21 protein-coding genes are annotated in these 19,845 nt (G+C 66.5%); 19 read left to right on the forward strand and 2 right to left on the reverse strand.

Features of this window, described 5'->3' with window-relative positions; genetic code table 11:
• Positions 1-25 precede the first annotated feature (25 nt).
• Positions 26-1,177 carry an acyl-CoA dehydrogenase family protein gene (locus tag N2K98_RS09220; protein WP_255865612.1) on the forward strand — a complete coding sequence of 384 codons (1,152 nt, stop codon included), beginning with the start codon at positions 26-28 and terminating at the stop codon, positions 1,175-1,177.
• A gap of 32 nt (positions 1,178-1,209) precedes the next feature.
• Here the strand turns inward: N2K98_RS09220 and N2K98_RS09225 are convergent, their stop codons facing one another.
• The gene (locus N2K98_RS09225) at positions 1,210-1,443 is read right to left on the reverse strand and encodes a DUF5703 family protein (protein WP_229951905.1); all 234 of its coding nucleotides are present in this window, start codon (positions 1,441-1,443) and stop codon (positions 1,210-1,212) included.
• Positions 1,444-1,484: 41 nt separating this feature from the next.
• On the opposite strand from N2K98_RS09225, the gene N2K98_RS09230 reads away from it, so the two are divergent.
• From N2K98_RS09230 to mshC, 3 genes are read left to right on the forward strand one after another with little or no spacing between them, the layout of a single operon-like run.
• Positions 1,485-1,799, forward strand: a complete 315-nt coding sequence (locus tag N2K98_RS09230; RefSeq protein ID WP_255797694.1) for a hypothetical protein — start codon at positions 1,485-1,487, stop codon at positions 1,797-1,799.
• A 52-nt stretch (positions 1,800-1,851) separates the two neighbouring features.
• Positions 1,852-2,676: an undecaprenyl-diphosphate phosphatase gene (locus N2K98_RS09235; protein WP_255797693.1), complete on the forward strand. Its 825-nt coding sequence runs from the start codon at positions 1,852-1,854 to the stop codon at positions 2,674-2,676.
• Positions 2,677-2,698: 22 nt separating this feature from the next.
• A complete protein-coding gene (gene mshC, locus N2K98_RS09240) occupies positions 2,699-3,979 on the forward strand; it encodes a cysteine--1-D-myo-inosityl 2-amino-2-deoxy-alpha-D-glucopyranoside ligase (protein ID WP_255865613.1) in 1,281 nt (426 codons plus the stop codon).
• A gap of 33 nt (positions 3,980-4,012) precedes the next feature.
• Here the strand turns inward: mshC and N2K98_RS09245 are convergent, their stop codons facing one another.
• Positions 4,013-4,897, reverse strand: a complete 885-nt coding sequence (locus N2K98_RS09245) for a PAC2 family protein (RefSeq protein WP_255865614.1) — start codon at positions 4,895-4,897, stop codon at positions 4,013-4,015.
• 104 nt (positions 4,898-5,001) lie between these two features.
• Here N2K98_RS09245 and N2K98_RS09250 point away from each other — a divergent pair, with 104 nt between their 5' ends.
• The 15 genes from N2K98_RS09250 (at position 5,002) to tatC (ending at position 19,829) form a co-directional block, all read left to right on the forward strand.
• Positions 5,002-5,730 carry an HAD family hydrolase gene (locus N2K98_RS09250; protein ID WP_255865615.1) on the forward strand — a complete coding sequence of 243 codons (729 nt, stop codon included), beginning with the start codon at positions 5,002-5,004 and terminating at the stop codon, positions 5,728-5,730.
• A complete protein-coding gene (locus tag N2K98_RS09255) occupies positions 5,727-6,881 on the forward strand; it encodes a site-2 protease family protein (protein WP_255865616.1) in 1,155 nt (384 codons plus the stop codon). The genes N2K98_RS09250 and N2K98_RS09255 overlap by 4 nt, the downstream gene beginning before the upstream one ends.
• A 77-nt stretch (positions 6,882-6,958) precedes the next feature.
• Positions 6,959-8,008, forward strand: coding sequence for a tRNA (adenine-N1)-methyltransferase (locus N2K98_RS09260; RefSeq protein WP_255797689.1), 1,050 nt, complete (start codon positions 6,959-6,961; stop codon positions 8,006-8,008).
• Positions 8,009-8,113: 105 nt separating this feature from the next.
• The gene (gene arc, locus N2K98_RS09265; protein ID WP_255797688.1) at positions 8,114-9,871 is read left to right on the forward strand and encodes a proteasome ATPase; all 1,758 of its coding nucleotides are present in this window, start codon (positions 8,114-8,116) and stop codon (positions 9,869-9,871) included.
• Between the two features lie 14 nt (positions 9,872-9,885).
• Positions 9,886-11,481, forward strand: a complete 1,596-nt coding sequence (gene dop / locus N2K98_RS09270; RefSeq protein WP_255865617.1) for a depupylase/deamidase Dop — start codon at positions 9,886-9,888, stop codon at positions 11,479-11,481.
• Between the two features lie 40 nt (positions 11,482-11,521).
• On the forward strand, positions 11,522-11,722 hold the full coding sequence (locus tag N2K98_RS09275) for a ubiquitin-like protein Pup (protein WP_227921592.1): 201 nt from the start codon (positions 11,522-11,524) through the stop codon (positions 11,720-11,722).
• Positions 11,723-11,725: 3 nt separating this feature from the next.
• On the forward strand, positions 11,726-12,550 hold the full coding sequence (gene prcB, locus N2K98_RS09280; RefSeq protein WP_255865618.1) for a proteasome subunit beta: 825 nt from the start codon (positions 11,726-11,728) through the stop codon (positions 12,548-12,550).
• A 2-nt stretch (positions 12,551-12,552) separates the two neighbouring features.
• Complete coding sequence (prcA, locus tag N2K98_RS09285) at positions 12,553-13,293, forward strand: proteasome subunit alpha (RefSeq protein ID WP_229951896.1); 741 nt, start codon at positions 12,553-12,555, stop codon at positions 13,291-13,293.
• Positions 13,293-14,654: a Pup--protein ligase gene (gene pafA / locus N2K98_RS09290; protein WP_255865619.1), complete on the forward strand. Its 1,362-nt coding sequence runs from the start codon at positions 13,293-13,295 to the stop codon at positions 14,652-14,654. The genes prcA and pafA overlap by 1 nt, the downstream gene beginning before the upstream one ends.
• 169 nt (positions 14,655-14,823) lie before the next feature.
• On the forward strand, positions 14,824-15,777 hold the full coding sequence (locus N2K98_RS09295; protein ID WP_255797685.1) for an FKBP-type peptidyl-prolyl cis-trans isomerase: 954 nt from the start codon (positions 14,824-14,826) through the stop codon (positions 15,775-15,777).
• 36 nt (positions 15,778-15,813) lie between these two features.
• Entirely contained in the window at positions 15,814-16,209 is a 396-nt protein-coding gene (locus N2K98_RS09300; protein ID WP_229951893.1) for an FKBP-type peptidyl-prolyl cis-trans isomerase, read from the forward strand.
• Between the two features lie 96 nt (positions 16,210-16,305).
• Complete coding sequence (locus N2K98_RS09305; protein ID WP_255865620.1) at positions 16,306-18,276, forward strand: helix-turn-helix transcriptional regulator; 1,971 nt, start codon at positions 16,306-16,308, stop codon at positions 18,274-18,276.
• Positions 18,277-18,319: 43 nt separating this feature from the next.
• Positions 18,320-18,655, forward strand: a complete 336-nt coding sequence (locus N2K98_RS09310; RefSeq protein ID WP_255797683.1) for a hypothetical protein — start codon at positions 18,320-18,322, stop codon at positions 18,653-18,655.
• 32 nt (positions 18,656-18,687) lie between these two features.
• The gene (tatA, locus tag N2K98_RS09315; RefSeq protein ID WP_229951890.1) at positions 18,688-18,996 is read left to right on the forward strand and encodes a Sec-independent protein translocase subunit TatA; all 309 of its coding nucleotides are present in this window, start codon (positions 18,688-18,690) and stop codon (positions 18,994-18,996) included.
• A 5-nt stretch (positions 18,997-19,001) separates the two neighbouring features.
• Positions 19,002-19,829 (forward strand): twin-arginine translocase subunit TatC, encoded by an 828-nt coding sequence (gene tatC, locus N2K98_RS09320; RefSeq protein ID WP_255797682.1) that lies wholly within the window; start codon positions 19,002-19,004, stop codon positions 19,827-19,829.
• Positions 19,830-19,845 lie beyond the last annotated feature (16 nt).

Here is a 19,845-nt window from a genome sequence, read left to right on the forward strand (position 1 = left end):
TTCCCGCCTTCTGAAGGAGAACCCCTTGCCGGCCCCCGCCGATATCCTCACCCCGGAACTGCTGGAGCGCCTGCGCTCCCGTGCCGCAGGCTATGACGAAACCAACAGTTTCTTCACCCAGGACCTGGCGGAGCTGCGCGCCGCGGGCTACCTCGCCCTGTTCACCTCAAAGGACGAGGGCGGAGCCGGTTTGGGGATTCCCGACGTCGTCTCCTGCCAGCGGCTCCTGGCCTCCGCCGCTCCGGCGACGGCACTGGCTGTGAACATGCACCTGGTCTGGTGCGGCGTCGCGCACCTGCTCGCCCTGGCGGGAGATAACTCGCTGGACTTCGTCCTCCGCGAGGCGGCGGCGGGCGAGCTGTTTGCGTTTGGAGTGTCCGAGCCCGGCAACCCCGCCGTGCTCTTCGATTCGCACACCGCGGCCCGTCCCACGGGCGACGGCGGCTACGCCTTCACCGGCACCAAGATCTTCACCAGCCTGTCCCCGGCCTGGACCCGGCTGGGCATCTTCGGGAAGGACTCCTCGGACCCGGAGGAGCCGCGCCTGGTCTTCGGATTCGCGGACCGCGGTACCGGGGGCATCACCATCGCGGATGACTGGGACACCATGGGCATGCGGGCCAGCCAGTCCTGCACCACGCACCTGGACAACGCTGTGGTGCCGGCCGCACGGATGGTCCGCACGACGCCGGTGGGCCCGCACGGGGATGCCTTTGTCTTCGGAATCTTCGCCTTGTTCGAAACCCTGCTGTCCGCCGTCTATACGGGCATCGGGGACCGCGCCGTGGAACTGGCCGTTGAGGCAGCCTCCGGGCGCGTCGGGCGCGAGGGCACTCCGGCGTCGGCGGATCCCGCTACCCGCTGGAAGATTGCCGACGCCGCGCTGCGGATGGACGGCGTCCATCTGCAGCTCGGAGCAGTGGCACGGGATCTTGAGGAGGGCACGGACCACGGCAGCTACTGGTTCCCGCTGCTTTCCGGCCTGAAGTACCGGACCACCGAAACGGCGCGCGGCGTGGTGGAGACCGCCGTTCGGGTTGCGGGTGGCCGCAGCTATTTCCGGGGCTCCGAACTGGAACGGCTCTACCGTGACGTCCTTGCCGGCATGTTCCACCCCTCAAGCGAGGATTCGGTGCATGGCAGCGTGGCCAACGCGGTCCTGGGCCCGGTGGAGTAAGGCCCGGCGGAGTAAGAACCGGCGGGCGGAGGCTAGGTGGTCCGCTGGACGCGCAGGACTCTTCGGCGCAGCCAGAACCGACGTCCGCCGCCGCTGTAGATCCGGCTGCGGTGCAGTTCCCACTTGCCGTACTCGGCGTGCTCCACGAGGCGGCGCCGGGCATCGGGCAGTGATTCGTTCGGGTCCACCGACACCACCAGGTACTCGTAGTCCCGGGAATTTTCGCGCCGGCGGGAGACATCAGGTGCAAGAATTTGTTCGCGCATTTCCCTCCAATTTTCCCTACTTTACCGATAACGTCTAGGTCATGAGCATAGATCCGCGCATCGCGCTCCAGTCCCTTGTCACTGCGTTCGAGGAGCACCTCGCGGCCGCGGCCGCACGACGCGGTGAGAAGGATCCGGTGGTCGAAAGCGCGTACCTGGCCATCGCCGATGCCTTCGAAGTCTATGAGGAAGTCCTTTACGACGCCTACGGCGAAGTGACGCCGCTGGAGATCTACGAAGACGATGAGGACGAAGGCGACTACGACGCCGCGGACGAGGTGGACGAAGTTCCGCAGGATCCGACAGCTGCCGGAGACCAGGACAATGGCCCGCTGGGACGCTCAGCCAACCGGTAGCGGCCGCCACGGGTGAACGGATGCGTCACAGGAGTCTATTAGAGTCTTAGGTGTGAATTGGTTTGAAGCGATCTTCCTTGGCCTGATCCAGGGTCTGACAGAGTTCCTCCCCATCTCCTCCAGCGCACACCTGCGCATCGTGGGGGAGTTGCTGCCCGGGGCACAGGACCCGGGAGCGGCCTTTACCGCCATCACCCAGCTGGGCACGGAAACCGCCGTGGCGGTGTATTTCTGGAAGGACATTGTCCGGATCATCAAGTCCTGGTTCGGTTCGCTGTCCGGCCGGGTGCCCCGCAATGATCCGGATGCCCGCATGGGCTGGCTGATCATCATCGGCACCATCCCCATCGTGGTCCTGGGCCTGCTCTTCCAGGACCAGATCGAAAGCACCTTCCGCAGCCTCTGGATCGTCGCCACCATGCTGATTGTCTTCGGCATCATCCTGGCCGTAGCCGACGCGGTCGGCCGCCAGCAGCGTAAACTGGACCAGCTCACCTATCGCCACGGCATCCTGTACGGCTTTGCCCAGGCCCTGGCGCTGATCCCCGGCGTTTCCCGGTCAGGCGGCACCATTACCGCCGGGCTGCTCATGGGCTACACCCGTGAAGCCGCGGCCCGGTACGCCTTCCTGCTGGCCATTCCCGCAGTGTTCGGCAGCGGCCTGTTCCAGCTGGTCAAGTCGCTGGACGAGCCCATGCCCTACACCGCGCTGCAGACCGGTGCCGCTACGGTGGTCGCCTTCGTTGTGGGCTTCATCATCATCGGCTGGTTCCTGCGTTACGTCTCCACCCGCAGCTACCGCCTCTTCGTCTGGTACCGCATCCTCCTCGGCATCTGCATCTACCTCCTCCTGGGCTTCGGCGTCCTTACCGCCTAGCCGTGCCCGTTAGAGTGGAAGGGTGATTGCCTGGAAATCTTCCTCCCTGCCCTCCCTGCCCGGAAAGTCGGACGACGTCCGGCTCTATGACACGGCCGCACAGGCCAGGGTGACCGTGCGTCCCGGCGGCGACGCGAGCATGTACGTCTGCGGGATCACTCCGTACGACGCCACGCACATGGGCCACGCCTCCACCTACGTGGCGTTCGACCTGCTCAACCGCCAGTGGCGCGACGCCGGACACACCGTCCGGTACGTCCAGAACGTCACCGACGTCGATGATCCGCTGCTCGAGCGCGCCAACGCCACCGGTGCGGACTGGCGGCAGCTCGCGCAGGAGCAGACCCAGCTTTTCCGTGATGACATGGAGGCCTTGAACGTCCTGGCCCCGGACCACTACATCGGCGCTGTAGAGGCAGTGGAGTGGATCGTGCCGGTGGTGGAGGACCTGATGGACCGCGGCCTGGCCTACCGGGTTTCCGGCAACGGCGGAGAGCCCGACGGCGACCTCTACTTCGACGTCGACGCCGCTTCCCGTCTGGCTGAAGGGGATCCGGATGCCTGGTGGCTGGGACAGGTCTCGCACCTGACCCGGGAACAGATGCTGCCGGTCTTCGCGGAGCGCGGGGGAGACCCGGAGCGTCCCGGCAAGCGGAACGCCCTGGACCCGCTGCTGTGGCGCATGGCCCGGACCGGTGAACCGTCCTGGGACGGCGGCCGGCTCGGCACCGGACGTCCGGGCTGGCATATTGAGTGTTCCGTCATCGCCCAGCGTTTCCTGCCCCGTCCCTTCACGGTGCAGGCCGGCGGCTCGGACCTGGTCTTCCCGCACCACGAAATGAGTGCCGGACACGCCTTTGCCTGCGAGGGCACGCCTCTGGCCTCGCACTACGCCCATGCCGGCATGGTGGGGTTCGACGGCGAGAAAATGAGCAAGTCGCTGGGCAACCTGGTCCTGGTTTCCCGGCTGCGTGCCGAGGGAGTGGAGCCGGCAGCCATCCGCCTGGTGCTGCTGTCCCATCACTACCGCACCGATTGGTTCTGGACTTCAGACCAGCTGCGGCGGGCAGAGGAACGCCTGGTGGCGTGGCGGAAGGCCCTGCAGTTCACCAATGATGACGACGCCGCCGCCCTCGTGCAGCAGATCCGCGCCGCACTGGCTGATGACCTGGATGCTCCGGCCGCACTGCAGGCCGTCGATGCCTGGGCCGGTGCAGCGGTCCGCGGCGAAACGAAGGGGAGCCAGGCCGGCGCCGAACTCGTTTGTTCCGCACTGAACGCCTTGCTCGGACTCCAGCTCTAGGGCTCAGTTCCAGGGACGTCCAGCCGCCGGGACTCAGTCCCGGCGGCGGCGCTTCAGGTACCGCTCGAATTCACGGGCAATCGATTCGCCGCTGGCTTCGGGAAGATCGGCGGTGTCCTTGGCCTCTTCCAGCTGGCGGACGTACGCCGCAACCTCGGGGTCTTCGGTGGCGAGTTCATCCACGCCGCGTTCCCAGGCTTCGGCCTCTTCGGTCAGCAGATGCGTGTCCAAGGGCGCCTGCAGCAGCTCCTCGATGCGGTTCAGCAACGCCAGCTGCGCCTTGGGCGAGGGCGCCTGCCCCACGTAGTGCGGTACGGCTGCCCAGAGCGAGATGGAGGGAATATCCGCCAGGCCGGCCATCTCGGACACCACGCCCACAATCCCGATCGGCCCTTCGTAGGAGGACGGCTCCAGGCTCAGGCTTTCCTGCAGGTCCGGTTCCTCGCAGGAAGCGCTGACCGGGATGGGCCGGGAATGCGGAACATCGGCGAGCAGCGCACCGGCCAGGACAATGCAGTCCACATCCAGTTCCTTGGCCAGGGCTATGAGCTCGGCGGTGTAGGCCCGCCACTTGTAGGACGGTTCGACGCCGGTGACGAAGATGATGTCCAGGTTGCTGAACGGCACCTCGGCACGGGAGATGCGCGTCGTCGGCCACTTGATCCGGTGCCCGCCGGAAGCCGTCCGTTTCAGGGACGGTCTGGTGAACTGGAAGTCGTAGTATTCGTCCGCGTCGATACTGGCAATTTTTTCGCTGTCCCAGTGCCGGCTCAGGAATTTCAGGGCATCGGAGGCTGCTTCACCCGCATCATTCCAGCCTTCGAACGCGGCCAGCATCACCGTGACGCGTTCGGAGGACGTCCCGTCGCCAAAAAAGTCCTGGAGGCCTGTGGCTTCAAAGCCTTCGGTATTGCTCACCACTTCACACTATGCCCCGTCCGCCCCGCATGTCAGGACCGGGCAACGGCGCTTCGCGGAGAGCAAAAGAAACACCGGCTTCCGCCGCCCCGTAGACTTAGGACATGCCCCTCCTTTCCGCAGAAGATTCTCCCCACAGCCACGCCGACGCAGCACTGCAGGCGGTTTTCTGGGATATGGACGGCACCCTCGTGGATACCGAGCCGTATTGGATCGCCGCCGAAAAGGAACTGACCTCGAGTTTCAACGTCGGCTGGACGGATGCCCAGGCCGAGGCAATGGTCGGCCAGGCCCTGGAGGTCAGCGCGGGTATGCTGCAGCGAGCCGGTGTCCCCTTGGAAAACCGCGAGATCATCGACCGGCTGATCGGCCAGGTTGCGGCACAGGTCCGCCGCGAGGTGCCTTGGCGCCCGGGTGCCCGCGAACTGCTGGCGGAGCTGCAGACAGCGGATATTCCCTGCGCCCTGGTCACCATGTCGGAGCCGGTGCTGGCCCGGGAAATCATCCGCGCCCTTCCCGCCGGAACGTTCGACGTCGTGGTGACCGGTGACATGGTCAGCAACGGCAAGCCGGATCCCGAGCCGTATCAGCTGGCCTTCGACACGCTTGCCGGCTCCGTTCCTGACCTGGACAAGGCCTGCGTGGTCGCCGTGGAGGACTCCCTGCCCGGGGCAACCTCGGCGCAGGCGGCCGGCCTGGTGACCCTGACGGTGCCCAACTTCGTTCCGTTGCCGCCGGGTGCGTTCGAGCATGAATGGCAGTCCCTGGCCGGCCGTGGAATAGACCAGCTGCGCGAGCTGCTTCCCGGTTCCGTCCTGGAGTCCGCTAGGTGAGCAGCAACGGGCCCGCCGGAACGGAACGCCGGGAAGGTATCCCGCTGGGCAGCATCGCCGGAGTACCGGTGACCCTGGCGTATTCGTGGTTCCTCATCGCGGCGCTGATCGTGGCGGTATTCGGTCCCCAGGTACGGGAGGCCTTCCCCCGCCTCGGCGCCGGTGCCTTCGCCGTGGCCCTGGGTTACGCGGTCCTGCTGCTGCTCTCGGTCCTGGCACACGAGGCGGCGCACGCCTTAACCGCCCGCGCCTACCACTGGCCTACCTCCAAGATCGTCCTGACGCTGTGGGGCGGACACACCCAGTTCGGGGACCTGCGCTCCACGCCGGGACGGTCCCTGCTGGTTGCCCTGGCCGGCCCGGCAGCCAATTTCCTGCTGGCAGCAGCCGGATTCGGGGTCCTGCAGCTGGTTCCCGAAGGCAGCGTGGCCGAGCTGGTCACCTTCATCTTTGTGTCCGCCAACGTGCTGATAGCCGTTTTCAACGTCCTGCCCGGGCTGCCGCTGGACGGCGGACGCATTGTGGAAAGCGCAGTTTGGAAGATCACCGGGTCGCAGGAACGCGGCACCGTTGCCGCCGGCTGGGCCGGACGCATCATTTCGGTCCTGCTCCTGGCTGCCGTTTTCATTCCGCCCTACCTCCGGGGAGAGGCGCCCGCACTGAGCCTTGTCCTGTTGGCGGCCCTGCTGTGCGGCTTCCTCTGGATGGGGGCCGGCGCTGCCATCTCCAACGCGCGGGTGCGCCTGCGGCTGCCGCAGGTCAGTGCCGGTGCCCTGATGGAACCGGCGGTTTCCCTGCCCGGCCGGGCATCCGTCGGCGAGGCGCTCCGGCTGGCCCGCGAGTATCCGGACGCCGCCGTGCTGGTCACTGCCGCAACCGGCCAGCCGGAGGCCGTCGTGGACCGCGGGGCCCTCGCCTCGGTTCCGGACGAGCAGGCCGGCCAGGTGCCGGTGAGCGCCGTCGCCCGCCCGCTGGCGGCCGGCGCCTACGTCCCCGAAGCCGCGGCCGGGCAGGAACTCGTCCAGTACCTGGCCAAACTGCAAGGCAGCGAATACGCGGTCATTGACCGGGACGGAACGGTCACCGGCCTGCTGCGCCAAGCCGCCGTCGTCGCCGCCGTCACCGGGAAACCCGCCCGGCCGCAGCGCTGACACCTCCAGCTTTTTACCGCCCCGCCGGCACAAGCACGCCGGCACCCATAATCCAGCAAGAGAACCAAAGGAATACCATGAACGCCGATAACCAGGCCGCCGCTGCTGCACCCCACGGGGCCGAGATCCGCAGGGGACCGCTCCGGCCCGGGGAACGGGTCCAGCTCACCGATGAGAAGGGCCGCCGCAACACCATCACCCTCACCGAGGGCGGCGCCTTCCACACGCACCGCGGCTACCTGCAGCACGACACCGTCATCGGACTGCCCGAAGGGTCCGTCGTGTCCAACACGGCCGGACACCAGTACCAGATCCTGCGCCCGCTGCTCTCGGACTTCGTCCTGTCCATGCCGCGCGGCGCCGCCGTGGTCTATCCCAAGGACGCGGCCCAGATTGTCACCATGGCGGACATCTACCCCGGCGCCCGCGTGGTCGAAGCCGGCGTCGGCTCCGGCGCCCTGAGCATCTCGCTGCTGCGTGCAGTGGGCGACCACGGCAGCCTGCACTCCTTTGAACGGCGCGAGGAATTCGCGCAGATCGCCCGCGGCAACGTGGAGACCTTCTTCGGCGGACCGCATCCGGCCTGGGACATCACCCTCGGGGATTTCCAGGACGAAGTCGTCAAGACCGAAGAGCCCGGCAGCGTGGACCGCGTGGTCCTGGACATGCTCGCCCCCTGGGAGTGCACCGACGCCGTAGCCACCGTGCTCGCCCCGGGCGGCGTGTGGATCTCCTACGTGGCCACCGTCACCCAGCTCTCCCGCACCGCGGAAGCCATCCGGGCCGACGGCCGCTTCACCGAGCCGGATGGCTGGGAATCCATGGTCCGCGGCTGGCACCTGGAGGGCCTGGCCGTACGCCCGGACCACCGCATGGTGGCCCACACCGGTTTCCTGCTCACCGCGCGCCGGCTCGCAGAGGGCGCCACCGGCCTGGTCGCCAAGCGCCGTGCGTCGAAGACCAACTTCAGCGAAGAGGATCTCAACGCCTGGACTCCCGCGGCAGTGGGTGAGCGGGAAGTCTCCGCCCACAAGCTGCGCCGTGCGGCCAAGGATGCCAGTTCCACAGTGCAGCGCGGAGCCCTCGAAAACGCCGAAAAGTTCCAGCAGGAGACAGATACCCCATAGCGGGGGTAACCGGCGAAACACAAGACGCCGGACCCCGTGTATCTTGCGCAGCGCTGGGTTACTGTCATTGGACAGACCCAGAGCTACGTGAAGGCGGTCGGTATCATGGCTGAACCCGAAAACGCTGGACCCGGGACCGGGGGATCCCGCCCGGTGTCCGCAGCGGCTGTAGCAGGCACCGAAGCACGCCAATTGAATGTCCTTCGGGACAAACTCCGGAATCTGGACCGGCAGCTCGCTGCCCTTACGCACAACAACGCCCGGCTCGTGACCATGCTGGAGACCGCGAAAGCCGAAATCATCCGGTTGAAGGATGCCCTGGAGAACGAGGGGGCAACGCCCTTCAGCTTCGGCACCGTCATCGGAGTGAACCAGCGCCGCGAAGCGGAACCCGGCGTGACAACCATCGCGGCAGTGCAGGAAAGCCTGGACATCATCCAGTCCGGCCGCAAGCTCCGGGTAGCCGTTTCGCCCCTCCTGGACCTGGGACAGATCGTCCCGGGCCAGGAGGTGCTGTTGAACGAGTCCCTCACCGTCATTGCTGCCCTCGGCTTCGAACGCGCAGGGGAACTGTTTACGGTGAAAGAGCTCCTGGACCCGGACCGGGTACTGGTGATCGGACGGGCCGACGACGAGCGCGTGGTGCGCCTCAACGGGCCCCTGGGCCGGGAAAAGGTCCGGGTAGGGGATGCCCTGACCGTGGATACCCGCATCGGCTACGCATTGGAAAAGATCCCGCGCAGCGAAGTGGAGAACCTGGTCCTCGAAGAGGTTCCGGACATCTCCTACGCAGACATCGGCGGCCTCGGCCCGCAGATCGAGCAGATCCGCGACGCCGTCGAGCTGCCGTTTATGCACCCTGACCTCTACCGCGAACACGGACTGAAACCGCCCAAGGGCATCCTGCTCTACGGCCCTCCCGGCTGCGGCAAGACACTCATTGCCAAGGCCGTGGCTCACGCCCTCGCGGCACGGGTGATGGAGCAGACCGGCACCCTTGGTGCCCGCAGCTACTTCCTGAACATCAAGGGACCCGAGCTGCTGGACAAGTACGTGGGGGAGACCGAGCGCCACATCCGGCTGATCTTCGGCCGCGCCCGGGAGAAGGCCTCAGACGGCAGCCCCGTGGTGGTGTTCTTCGATGAGATGGATTCGCTCTTCCGCACCCGCGGCACCGGTGTATCCTCCGACGTCGAAACCACCATTGTTCCGCAGCTGCTCAGCGAGATCGACGGCGTCGAGAAGCTGGAGAACGTGATTGTCATCGGTGCCTCCAACCGGGAGGACATGATCGATCCGGCCATCCTGCGTCCGGGCCGCCTGGACGTGAAGATCAAGATCCAGCGGCCCGACGCCGAAGGCGCTGCGGAAATCTTCGCGAAGTACCTGACCCCGGACCTGCCGCTGCACCGCGACGACCTGGCCGAGCACGGCTACGACCCGGTGGAAACGGTCAACGACATGGTCCGGCGCACGGTAGAGAAGATGTACGCCGAGGACAAGGCCAACGAATACCTGGAGGTCACCTACGCCAACGGCGACACCGAGATGCTCTACTTCAAGGATTTCAACTCCGGCGCCGTCATCCAGAACGTGGTGGACCGGGCCAAGAAGTACGCCATCAAGGACCTGTTGCAGCTGCACCAGCGCGGCCTGCGCATCGAACACCTGATGCGTGCCGTGGTGGACGAATTCCGCGAGCATGAGGACATGCCCAACACCACCAATCCGGATGACTGGGCACGGATCTCGGGGAAGAAGGGCGAGCGGATCACCTACATCCGCACCATCGTCCAGGGCAAGGCCGGCCAGGAACCGGGCCGGACAATCGAAACGGCGGCCAACCCGGGACAGTATCTGTGACCGTGCGCCGTGTCATGGGGACGGAAACCGAGTACGGCGTGCTCGCTCCGTCCCTGCCGTCCGCGAACGCCACCGTCCTGTCCAGCCAGATAGTCAACGCGTACGCGGCCACGCTGCGGACCGGAGCGGGCAACCTGTCGGGCACCCGCTGGGACTACACCGACGAGGCGCCGCTGAACGATGCCCGCGGATTCGCGGTGCCCCGTGCCGCTGCGGATCCCACCCAGCTGACCGACGAACCGCCGGTGCTGGACGCCGAACAGATCGCCATGGAGGGCGGCGGACCCGCAGCACTTTACGGGGAACAGACGCAGGACAACCCCGTGCTGATGAACATGGTCCTGGGCAACGGTGCGCGGTTGTACGTGGACCATGCCCACCCGGAGTACTCCTCGCCCGAGGTCACCCGCCCCCGCGACGCCGTGCTGTGGGACAAGGCGGGGGACATGGTGGTGCTGTCCGCCATGCGGCATATCGCCAGGATGCCGGGATTCGCTCCGGTCAACCTGTACAAGAACAACACCGACAACAAGGGCGTCTCCTACGGGTCGCATGAAAACTACCTTGTTCCCCGCAGTGTTCCTTTCGGAGCCCTCGTCCGCGGGCTGGTGCCGTTCTTCGTTTCCCGCCAGGTCATCGCCGGTTCCGGCCGGGTGGGCATCGGCACCAACAACCAGCGCCAGGGATTCCAGCTGAGCCAGCGGGCGGACTTCTTCGAAACGGAAGTGGGACTGGAAACCACCATCCGCCGACCAATCATCAATACCCGGGACGAACCGCACGCGGTGGCCGAAAAATACCGGCGCCTGCACGTCATCATCGGGGACGCGAACCTCAGCGAGGTGTCCGCCCTGCTGAAGATCGGCACCACCTCGCTTGTCCTGTCAATGATCGAAGCCGGCAGCGCCCCCGACGTCGAGCTCCGGGACCCGGTGGGCGCACTGCAGGCCATCAGCCACGACCCGTCGCTGGAACAGCTGGTGGAACTGACGGACGGCAGGATGGTCAGCGGCCTGGACCTGCAGGAAATCTACTTCGAAGCAGCAGCGGCGCACTCCCGCGCCGGCGGCCCAACGGACGCAGACACCGAAGACATACTGGCCCGCTGGTCCGCGTTGCTGGGCACCCTGAAGCGCGACCCGCTGGAGGCCGCCGCTGCCGTGGACTGGGTGGCGAAGCTGAAGCTGCTGCAGGCCTACCGCGAGCGCGACGGGTTGGCCTGGTCAGACGCCCGGCTGCACCTGGTGGATCTGCAGTACTCGGATATGCGCCCGGAGAAGGGGCTGTATTACCGGCTGGCGGCCCGTGGGCAGATGGAACGGGTGCTTACCGACGGGGAGATTGCCCGTGCCGTTACCTCCCCGCCGGACGACACCCGTGCCTACTTCCGCGGGAACTGCCTTACCCGGTTCCCCAAGGAAGTGATCGGCGCCAGCTGGGATTCGATCATCTTCGAACTTCCCTCCCGCCGGCGGCTCCAGCGGATCCCCACCCGCGAGCCGCTGCGCGGCACCAGGGCCCTGACCGAGGAACTTTTCAACGCATCAGCCGATGCGGAGGATTTTGTCGCCAGACTCCTGACCGGTTCCGACGCCGCCGTGGCACCATAGGACTAGGATTCATCCCCCGGGCAAGAAAGGGCTAGGCATCATGGCAACCCAGGACCGCAAAAACACCGGAACGCATCCCGTCGAAGAAGAAGAAACCGAGGCCGTCCCGCCCCCCGCAGCCGAAGCGGAAGCTTCCACCGAGACTGAAGGCGTGGACGACCTGCTGGATGAGATCGACGGCGTGCTGGAGAGCAACGCCGAAGAGTTCGTCCGCGGCTTCATCCAGAAGGGCGGTCAGTAACGGATGGCCCCCCGGGACCCCGCCGCTTCCATCCATCAAGCCCCGTCCTCTTCCTTTACCGACCATCTCGCCCTCCACCGCCCCGAGCTGCTGCCGTCCTCCCGATCCCTGGGACCGGCGTCGAACGGCTCGGCGGGGGAGCTGGCCCCGCAGGGCACCACCATCGTTTCCCTCACCTATGCAGGGGGAGTCCTGATGGCAGGGGACCGGCGGGCCACGATGGGCAACATGATCGCCAGCCGGCACATCAAGAAAGTCTTTCCGGCGGACAACTACTCCGTGCTGGGGATCGCCGGTACGGCAGGGCTCGCCCTGGACATGATCCGGCTGTTCCAGGTGGAACTGGAGCACTACGAGAAAATAGAAGGAACTCCCATGAGCCTGGACGGCAAGTCCAACCGGCTCGCGGCCATGGTGCGCTCCAACCTTCCGCTGGCGCTGCAGGGACTGGCCGTCGTCCCGCTCTTTGCCGGGTTCGATACCCAGCGGCGGACCGGACGGCTCTTTTCCTATGACGTGACCGGAGGCCGGTATGAGGAATACGAGCACCACAGCGTCGGCTCCGGCTCGGTGTTCGCACGCGGCGCCCTGAAGAAACTCTGGCGGCCGAACCTGGACGAGGAGGATGCGGTCCGGGTGGCCGTGGAGTCCCTGTACGACGCGGCCGACGACGACTCGGCCACCGGCGGCCCGGACATGGTCAGGCGTCTGTGGCCGGTGGTTTATGTGGTCAACAGCGCCGGCAACCGGGAGATCCCCGAACGGGAACTGCAGGAACTCTCCCGTGAACTCATCTCCAGGCGCACCGCCGCCGGACTGGAGGCGTAGCCGTGACCCAGCAGTTCTACGTCTCGCCCGAACAGCTGATGAAGGACCGGGCGGACTTCGCCCGCAAAGGCATCGCCCGGGGACGGTCGGTGGTGGTCCTGACCTGCAGGGAAGGGATTGCCCTGGTGGCGGAGAACCCCTCACCGTCCCTCCATAAGCTCAGCGAAATCTATGACCGGATCGGTTTCGCCGCCGTCGGCAAGTACAACGAATTCGAGTCCCTGCGCCAGGCCGGCATCCGGTTCGCGGATGTGCGCGGCTACTCCTATTCCCGCGACGACGTCTCCGCGCGCGGGCTGGCCAGCGTCTACGCGCAGAGCCTCGGTTCCGTTTTCACCACCGAGGGAAAGCCGTTCGAAGTGGAGCTGGCCGTCGCAGAGGTAGGGGAGGACCCGTATACGGACCGTCTGTACCGCCTGAACTTCGACGGCTCCATCGCGGATGAGAGCAATTACACGGTGATGGGCGGGCAGGCGGAGATCGTCAACGAGGCCCTCAGCCGGACGTGGAACCAGGACGCGGATTTCGGTTCCGCCATCCGGACGGCGGTCCAGGCGCTTTCCGCCACGCGCACAGCCAATGGTTCGGGCGACGGGCAGGCACCAGAGCCCCTGGGCGCCGGCCTGCTGGAGGTCGCCGTCCTGGACCGGGACCCGCTTTCCACCCGCGGCACCGTCAGGGCGTTCCGCAGGATAAACACCGTTGAGCTGGACCGTTTGCTGTCCAGCGCGGAAGGAGACTGATGGACCGCAGGATCTATGGAGTGGAAACGGAATTCGGCATCGCCTATTCCGGCCCCGATTCGCGTCCCCTTTCCCCCGAGGAAGTGGCCCGCTACCTCTTCCGCAAGGTTGTCAGCTGGGGCCGCTCATCAAATGTCTTCCTGACCAACGGCTCACGCCTCTACCTCGACGTCGGCTCGCACCCGGAGTACGCCACCGCGGAATGTGACGATCTGGCACAGCTGGTGGCCCATGACCGGGCTGGCGAGCTGATCCTGGAAGACCTGGTGGAGGAAGCGGAGGACCGGCTGAAGGCGGAAGGCTTCAACGGCAGCGTCTATCTGTTCAAGAACAACACCGATTCCGCCGGCAACTCCTACGGTAGCCACGAAAACTACCTCATTCCGCGCCGCCTCGAATTCTCCCGGCTGGCGGACGTCCTCATTCCGTTCCTGGTCACCCGCCAGCTGCTGGTCGGTGCCGGAAAGGTGCTGAAGACCCAGTCCGGTTCCCTCTTCGCGTTTTCCCAGCGGGCAGACCACATCTGGGAGGGCGTCTCCTCTGCGACTACACGGTCCCGGCCCATCATCAACACCCGGGATGAGCCGCACGCCGACGCCGAGCATTACCGCCGGCTGCACGTGATCGCCGGTGATTCGAACATGTCCGAGACCACCATGCTCCTTAAGGCCGGGTCCGTTGACCTGATGCTGCGGATGATCGAGGCCGGCGTGCTGATGCGGGACCTCCGCCTGGAGAACCCGATCCGCAGCATCCGGGAAACCTCCCATGACCTCTCCGGCCGGCAGCCGCTGAAACTGGCCAACGGTTCCACCATGTCGCCGCTGGACCTGCAGCGCATCTACCTGCAGCGGGTCCAGGACTTCGTCGCTGCCAATGGCGAGCACAACCGGCATGTCGGACGGATCATCGATTTGTGGACACGCACGCTGGACGCCATCGATTCGGGCGACCACTCAGGGATCGACACGGAAATCGACTGGGCCATCAAGAAGAAACTGGTGGACCGGGTGGCTGAGCGGCACGGACTCCAGATGTCTTCCCCGCGCCTGGCCCAGATCGACCTGACCTATCACGACATCTCCCGGCGCCGCGGATTGTTCTACCTGCTGCAGTCCCGCGGGGAAACGGCCCGCGTGGTGGAGGACAGCGATATCAAGGAAGCCGTGGACCAGCCGCCCCAGACCACCCGTGCCAAGCTGCGCGGCGACTTCGTCCGGCGCGCCAAGAACGCCAACCGCGACTTTACGGTGGACTGGGTGCACCTCAAGCTCAATGACCGGGCCCAGCAGACGGTGCTGTGCAAGGATCCTTTCGCGTCCGTCGATGAACGGGTCGAGGCACTGCTTTCCACTCTCTGATTCCTCTTCGCCACGGTCCGCCGCAGCCGCCGCAGCGCCTCACCTAGGCTTCATCCAGCTGGACCGGCTACTCTGGGGCGTATTGCGGCCGCGCGGCGTCTGTCTGCCCGGCGTACCGGCAACTTCGGTAAGGCCGCCCTGCTCACTGTCCACCACTGAAAGAAGTACTGTGCGTAAAGTACTAGCAATCCTCCTGCCCTTCCTGCTGTTCCTCACCGCCTGCTCCGGCGACGACGAGGCCAAGAGCAGCGGGCCGTTGTCCTCCGTGAAGATCGAGCGGGGCGACGACGAAACCTCCGTCCCGAGCGTCGAGTTCGACGAGCCGCTGAGCGTCGAGGAGCCCACCCTGACCCGGATCAACGACGGGGACGGCGACGAAGTAGCCGATGGCCAGACGGCGATGATCCGCCTCGCGATCGTCAACCCGGAAGACGGTACGGTCGGCCAGGAAACCTACAGTGCCGAGAACGCCGAAGGCATCGCCGTGAACGAGAGCCTGAAGACCGGCAATTCACAGATGTATGACGCCCTGCTGGGTGCTCCCGTGGGCTCCGACTTCGCGTATTACATTCCGGCCAACGAGGAATCAGGAACCGAAGCGAACTTCCTCGTCTTCACGATCACTGATGCAATGGACACGGTCCCGACGTTGACCCCGGACGAAGCCGCTGCCCGGAACGCCGACGGCACCCTGCTGATGAGCAGCGAAGACGTCGATGCCCTTGAGGCCGAAGGAAAGCTCCCCGAGGTTACCTTCGCCGAAGACGGCACCCCGTCCATCACCATCCCGGAAGGCGCCGAGGAACCGGAGCGCCTGGTGGTAAAGGTCCTTGAAGAAGGCGACGGTCCGGTGCTCGAATCCACCGGGACCGTTGTAGCCGATTACCTGGGCGTCGGCCTGCGGGACGGCGAGACGTTCGACTCCAGCTACGAGCGCGGCGAGCCTGCCGAGTTCCCCCTGGGCAACGTGATTCCGGGCTGGACCTACGGCCTGGCCGAGCAGAAGGCCGGCTCCAAGGTCCTGCTCGTCCTGCCGTCCGAGCTTGCCTACGGCGATCCCGCCGGCGGCAGCAGCCCCTCGGGTCCGCTGGTCTTCGTCGTGGACATCAAGGAAGTCAAGTAGCCTTAACTCCTGACCCACCAGCCATAAGGAGCACCAATGTCATTCGGAAAGCGTGAATACGACCGCGAGAAGCCGGAAATCGATTTCCCGGCCCACGATGCCCCCACGGATCTCGTTATTGAGGACCTGGTGGTAGGCGACGGCCGGGAAGTACAGGCCGGAGACACGGTTTCCACCCACTACGTGGGCGTGGCCTTCTCCACCGGCGAAGAGTTCGACGCGTCCTGGAACCGGGGCACGCCCCTGGACTTCCGCGTGGGCGTCGGCCAGGTCATCCAGGGCTGGGACCAGGGACTGCTGGGCATGAAGGTCGGCGGCCGCCGCCGGCTCGAAATCCCCTCCTCGATGGCGTACGGGGACCGGGGCGCCGGTTCCGCCGTGGCTCCGGGTGAGTCGTTGATCTTCGTAGTGGACCTGCTCGGCGTCCGCTGATCCGTCCCTCCTGCCAAGGGCGGAACCGCTGTCCCCTGTGACGGCGGTTCCGCCCTTTCGCATGTCCCGGCCCGGAAGGAAGGTAGATTAGCTCCCGTGTCCGCCAAGAGAACCGAACGCCTGCTGAACCTGGTCATTGCGCTGCTGTCCACGCGCAGGGGCTTCACCAAGCACGAGCTGTTCGAAGAGATTGAACTGTATTCCGAAGCCTCCACGGCAGATGCCCGGGAAAAACTCTTCGACCGGGACAAGGCCTTCCTGCGCGAGCAGGGCATCCCGGTGGAGTCCTACAGCGAAGAGACCCTGTTCGAGGACAACACCACCCAGCGCTACCGCATCCGGCAGGACGCGTACCGGCTTCCGGGTGTCCGGTTCACGCCCGAGGAGTCCGCCGTCCTGACCCTGGCCGCCCGCATGTGGGACCAGGCCTCGCTGGGCTCTGCCGCCGCCCGCGCCCTGCGCAAGCTCCACGCCCGGGGAGTGCTTCCCGACGACGCCGCAACCATCCCCCTGCAGCCCAGCATCCGCACCAATGACGCGCATTTCGACGAGATCTGGCGTGCCGCCACCACCCGCACCCCGGTCACCTTCGGCTACCGGCCGGTCGGCAGCACGGAGCAGTCCGTCCGGCAGGTCCAGCCGTGGGGCATGGGCAGCCGCTTCGGCCACTGGTACCTGGTGGGCTACGACCTGGACCGCGGCGCGGAACGGATCTTCCGGCTCTCCCGCATGGAAGGGCCGGTACGGCTGCGGCCGGGCGCCTACACGGTGCCGGCGGACTTCGACATCGACACCTCGCTCGCCTCCCTGGACGACGTTTACGCACCGCGGCCGGCAGCAGTGGATGTGGACCCCGGCGCCGGGGCGGCCCTTCGGCTGCAGGCGGAATCCATCGAGCCCGGAGAGGCAGGCCGGGACCGGCTGCACCTGCTGGTCCGCGACCTGGATGCGCTGGCCGCGGACACTGCTGCCCTCGGCGCGGCTGCCGTCGCCGTCGAACCGGCCGAATTCGCCGACGCCGTCCGTACCGCCCTCACGCGGGCCCTGGAAACCCAGCGCCGGCCGCTGCCAGAGTTCGAACTGGCCGTATCCGCCGCTCCTGCCCGCCGTCCGGCGTCGGGGGCGCAGGACCACCTCACCCGCCTGCTGGACCTGGTGCCCTACGTCCTGGCGAACCAGGGGGCGGACATGAACGAGACCGCCGCTGCCTTCGGCGTCAGCAAGGAACAGCTGGGCAAGGACCTGGACCTGCTGTTCGTGAGCGGCCCCCGGCATTATCCCAACGGGCTGATGGACGTCAGTTTCGACGACGACCGGATCTACATCGAAAACGCCGAGAACCTCTCCGAGCCGGTCCGTTTCGGCATGGATGAAGCCGCGGCCCTGATCGTGGGGTTGGACACATTGTCGGCCCTGCCGGGCATCGGTTCCTCCGCAGCGGTTGCCAGCGCCCTGGAGAAGCTGACCGAGGCGGCGGGGGAGGCCGGCGGCGTCGGCACCGCCGTCGCGGCCCGCCTGGACGATGCCTCCGGCGGCGCCGTACTGGCCGAACTCCAGCAGGCGATCAGCGGTACGCGCCAGCTTGAACTGCGCTACCTGGTTCCGCGCCGCGACGAAGTCACTCTCCGCACCGTCGACCCGAGGCGGCTCTTCTCCGTGGACAACACCTGGTACCTGGAAGCATGGTGCCACCGGGCGGAAGCGCCGCGGAATTTCCGCGTGGACCGGATCCACGGCGTGCGGGACACCGGCCCGGCACTGACCCACGCCCCGGAGCCCGGAGCTGCGTTCCCCGCCAGCCTGTTCACGCCGGGCCCCCTGGATCACCGGGTCACGCTGGTCCTGGACCCCGCCGCCCTCTGGGTGGCCGAGGCCTACGACGTCGAACGGCAGGCCCCGCTGGCGGACGGACGGACGGCGGTGGAACTGCGCACGGCGGATACCGGCTGGATTCCGGCTTTCACCGCCCGGCTGGGCGGAGCTGCCGCGGTTGCAGCGCCGGACGAGCTGCGTTCCGCCACCCTGGCCTGGCTGCAGGAGGCTGCCGGAAATTATCCGCCTGTCTAGGTGCCGGTCGGGCCGGGCCGGCAGTCTCCACTATGCTTGGGATATGCCTTGGTGGTCCTGGATACTCATTTGGTTTGCCCTCGCGGCAGGCGCGGCGGCCTTCTACGCCCTGATCGGCTACCGGCTCTTCCAAAGGTTCCTCGGTATCCTCCGGGAATTCGAAGCCGCATCTGCGAAGCTGTCCCTACGCACTCCGGATACCGTCCCGTCTTCCGTCCTCCGGGAAGAGCCTGCCGGCATCTTCACGGAGCCGGACGAGGCACGCAAGGCCTACGACGCCGGCAAGGCGGCCCGCCGGGAAGCCCGGCGCCTGCGCCGGATCGAGCGGCGCACCGCCAAGGGACAGCCGCGTGCGTGGCGGGATTTCCCGGAACTCTGACATAGAATATTTCCCAACGAAAGGACACCGCCATGAGGCTTGAAGGCTGGCAAATCATCGTCATTGTTGTACTGGCCATTCTGCTCTTCGGCGCTCCGAAGCTTCCGGGGCTGGCAAGGAGCTTGGGGCAGTCCCTTCGCATCTTCAAATCCGAAGTCCGCCAGATGAAGGACGACGGTCCTTCGAACACGGCGTCCACCGATCCGGTGGAGGGCAAGGTAGTGCCGCCCGCACCGCAGCCGAAGGCGTCCGAGCAGACATTCTTCCCCGGACAGACTCCGCCCACCGGTACCCCGGGCGGGTCCGCGGATTCTGCGGGTAACCCGCCAACCAGCCGCTAGCAGCCGTGGCGCTGAGCAAAGGGCGCAAATCCAACCCCGAAGGGCGGATGGCCCTCAAGGAGCATCTGCGCGAATTCCGCAACAGGCTCTTCAAATCCGCCATCGCCGTGGTCCTGGGGACCGTGGGCGGCTTCTTCGTCTACCTGCCCGTTTTTGAGGCGCTGACCCGGCCGCTCCTGGACGCCGGCAACAGCGGCGGCCGTTTCACCACCATCAACTTCGAAGGCGTGGCAACTCCGTTCGACCAGATGGTCCAGGTGTCGGTTTTCGTCGGACTCGTGGCCTCGAGCCCGGTGTGGCTCTATCAGGCCTGGGCGTTCATCACGCCCGGGCTCAAGCGCAAGGAACGCCGCGCGGCCCTGGGCTTCCTGGCCGCCGCCGTTCCGCTGTTCATCGGCGGTATTGTCCTGGCATGGCTGATCCTGCCCCAGGCGGTGCGGGTCCTGACCGATTTCACGCCCGCAGGCGGGTCCAACGTCATTACGGCTTCGGTCTACCTGGCCTTCGTGCTGCGGTTGCTCCTGGCCTTCGGCATCGCCTTCCTGATTCCGGTGTTCCTGGTGGGCCTGAACCTCGCCGGCCTGCTGAGCGGGCGGACCATCATCAAATACTGGCGGATCACGGTGTTCCTGATCTGCCTTTTCGCCGCCATGGCCGCCCCGGGCGCGGACGCCCTAAGCATGTTCTACCTCGCCGCGCCGCTGCTGCTGCTGTTCGCCGTAGCGGTGGGCATCTGCCTGCTCAATGACCGGCGCCGGGTCCGGAAGCAGGCGGAGCGGGAAGCAGCCGTGGAGGCCGAAGCGGACACCGCCACCCCCATTGACAAGCTGTAAGGCCCCGGGCGCGTTC

Origin of the sequence: Arthrobacter jinronghuae, assembly GCF_025244825.1 — a bacterium.
Taxonomy (GTDB): domain Bacteria; phylum Actinomycetota; class Actinomycetes; order Actinomycetales; family Micrococcaceae; genus Arthrobacter_B; species Arthrobacter_B jinronghuae.

Bases quoted from the DNA above. Each gene is read 5' to 3' on its own strand.
- N2K98_RS09225 (WP_229951905.1), bottom strand. From the start codon at position 1,443: ATGCGCGAACAAATTCTTGCACCTGATGTCTCCCGCCGGCGCGAAAAT.
- N2K98_RS09230 (WP_255797694.1), top strand. From the start codon at position 1,485: ATGAGCATAGATCCGCGCATCGCGCTCCAGTCCCTTGTCACTGCGTTC.
- N2K98_RS09250 (WP_255865615.1), top strand. From the start codon at position 5,002: ATGCCCCTCCTTTCCGCAGAAGATTCTCCCCACAGCCACGCCGACGCA.
- N2K98_RS09260 (WP_255797689.1), top strand. From the start codon at position 6,959: ATGAACGCCGATAACCAGGCCGCCGCTGCTGCACCCCACGGGGCCGAG.
- arc (WP_255797688.1), top strand. From the start codon at position 8,114: ATGGCTGAACCCGAAAACGCTGGACCCGGGACCGGGGGATCCCGCCCG.
- dop (WP_255865617.1), top strand. From the start codon at position 9,886: ATGGGGACGGAAACCGAGTACGGCGTGCTCGCTCCGTCCCTGCCGTCC.
- N2K98_RS09275 (WP_227921592.1), top strand. From the start codon at position 11,522: ATGGCAACCCAGGACCGCAAAAACACCGGAACGCATCCCGTCGAAGAA.
- prcB (WP_255865618.1), top strand. From the start codon at position 11,726: ATGGCCCCCCGGGACCCCGCCGCTTCCATCCATCAAGCCCCGTCCTCT.
- pafA (WP_255865619.1), top strand. From the start codon at position 13,293: ATGGACCGCAGGATCTATGGAGTGGAAACGGAATTCGGCATCGCCTAT.
- N2K98_RS09300 (WP_229951893.1), top strand. From the start codon at position 15,814: ATGTCATTCGGAAAGCGTGAATACGACCGCGAGAAGCCGGAAATCGAT.
- N2K98_RS09310 (WP_255797683.1), top strand. From the start codon at position 18,320: ATGCCTTGGTGGTCCTGGATACTCATTTGGTTTGCCCTCGCGGCAGGC.
- tatA (WP_229951890.1), top strand. From the start codon at position 18,688: ATGAGGCTTGAAGGCTGGCAAATCATCGTCATTGTTGTACTGGCCATT.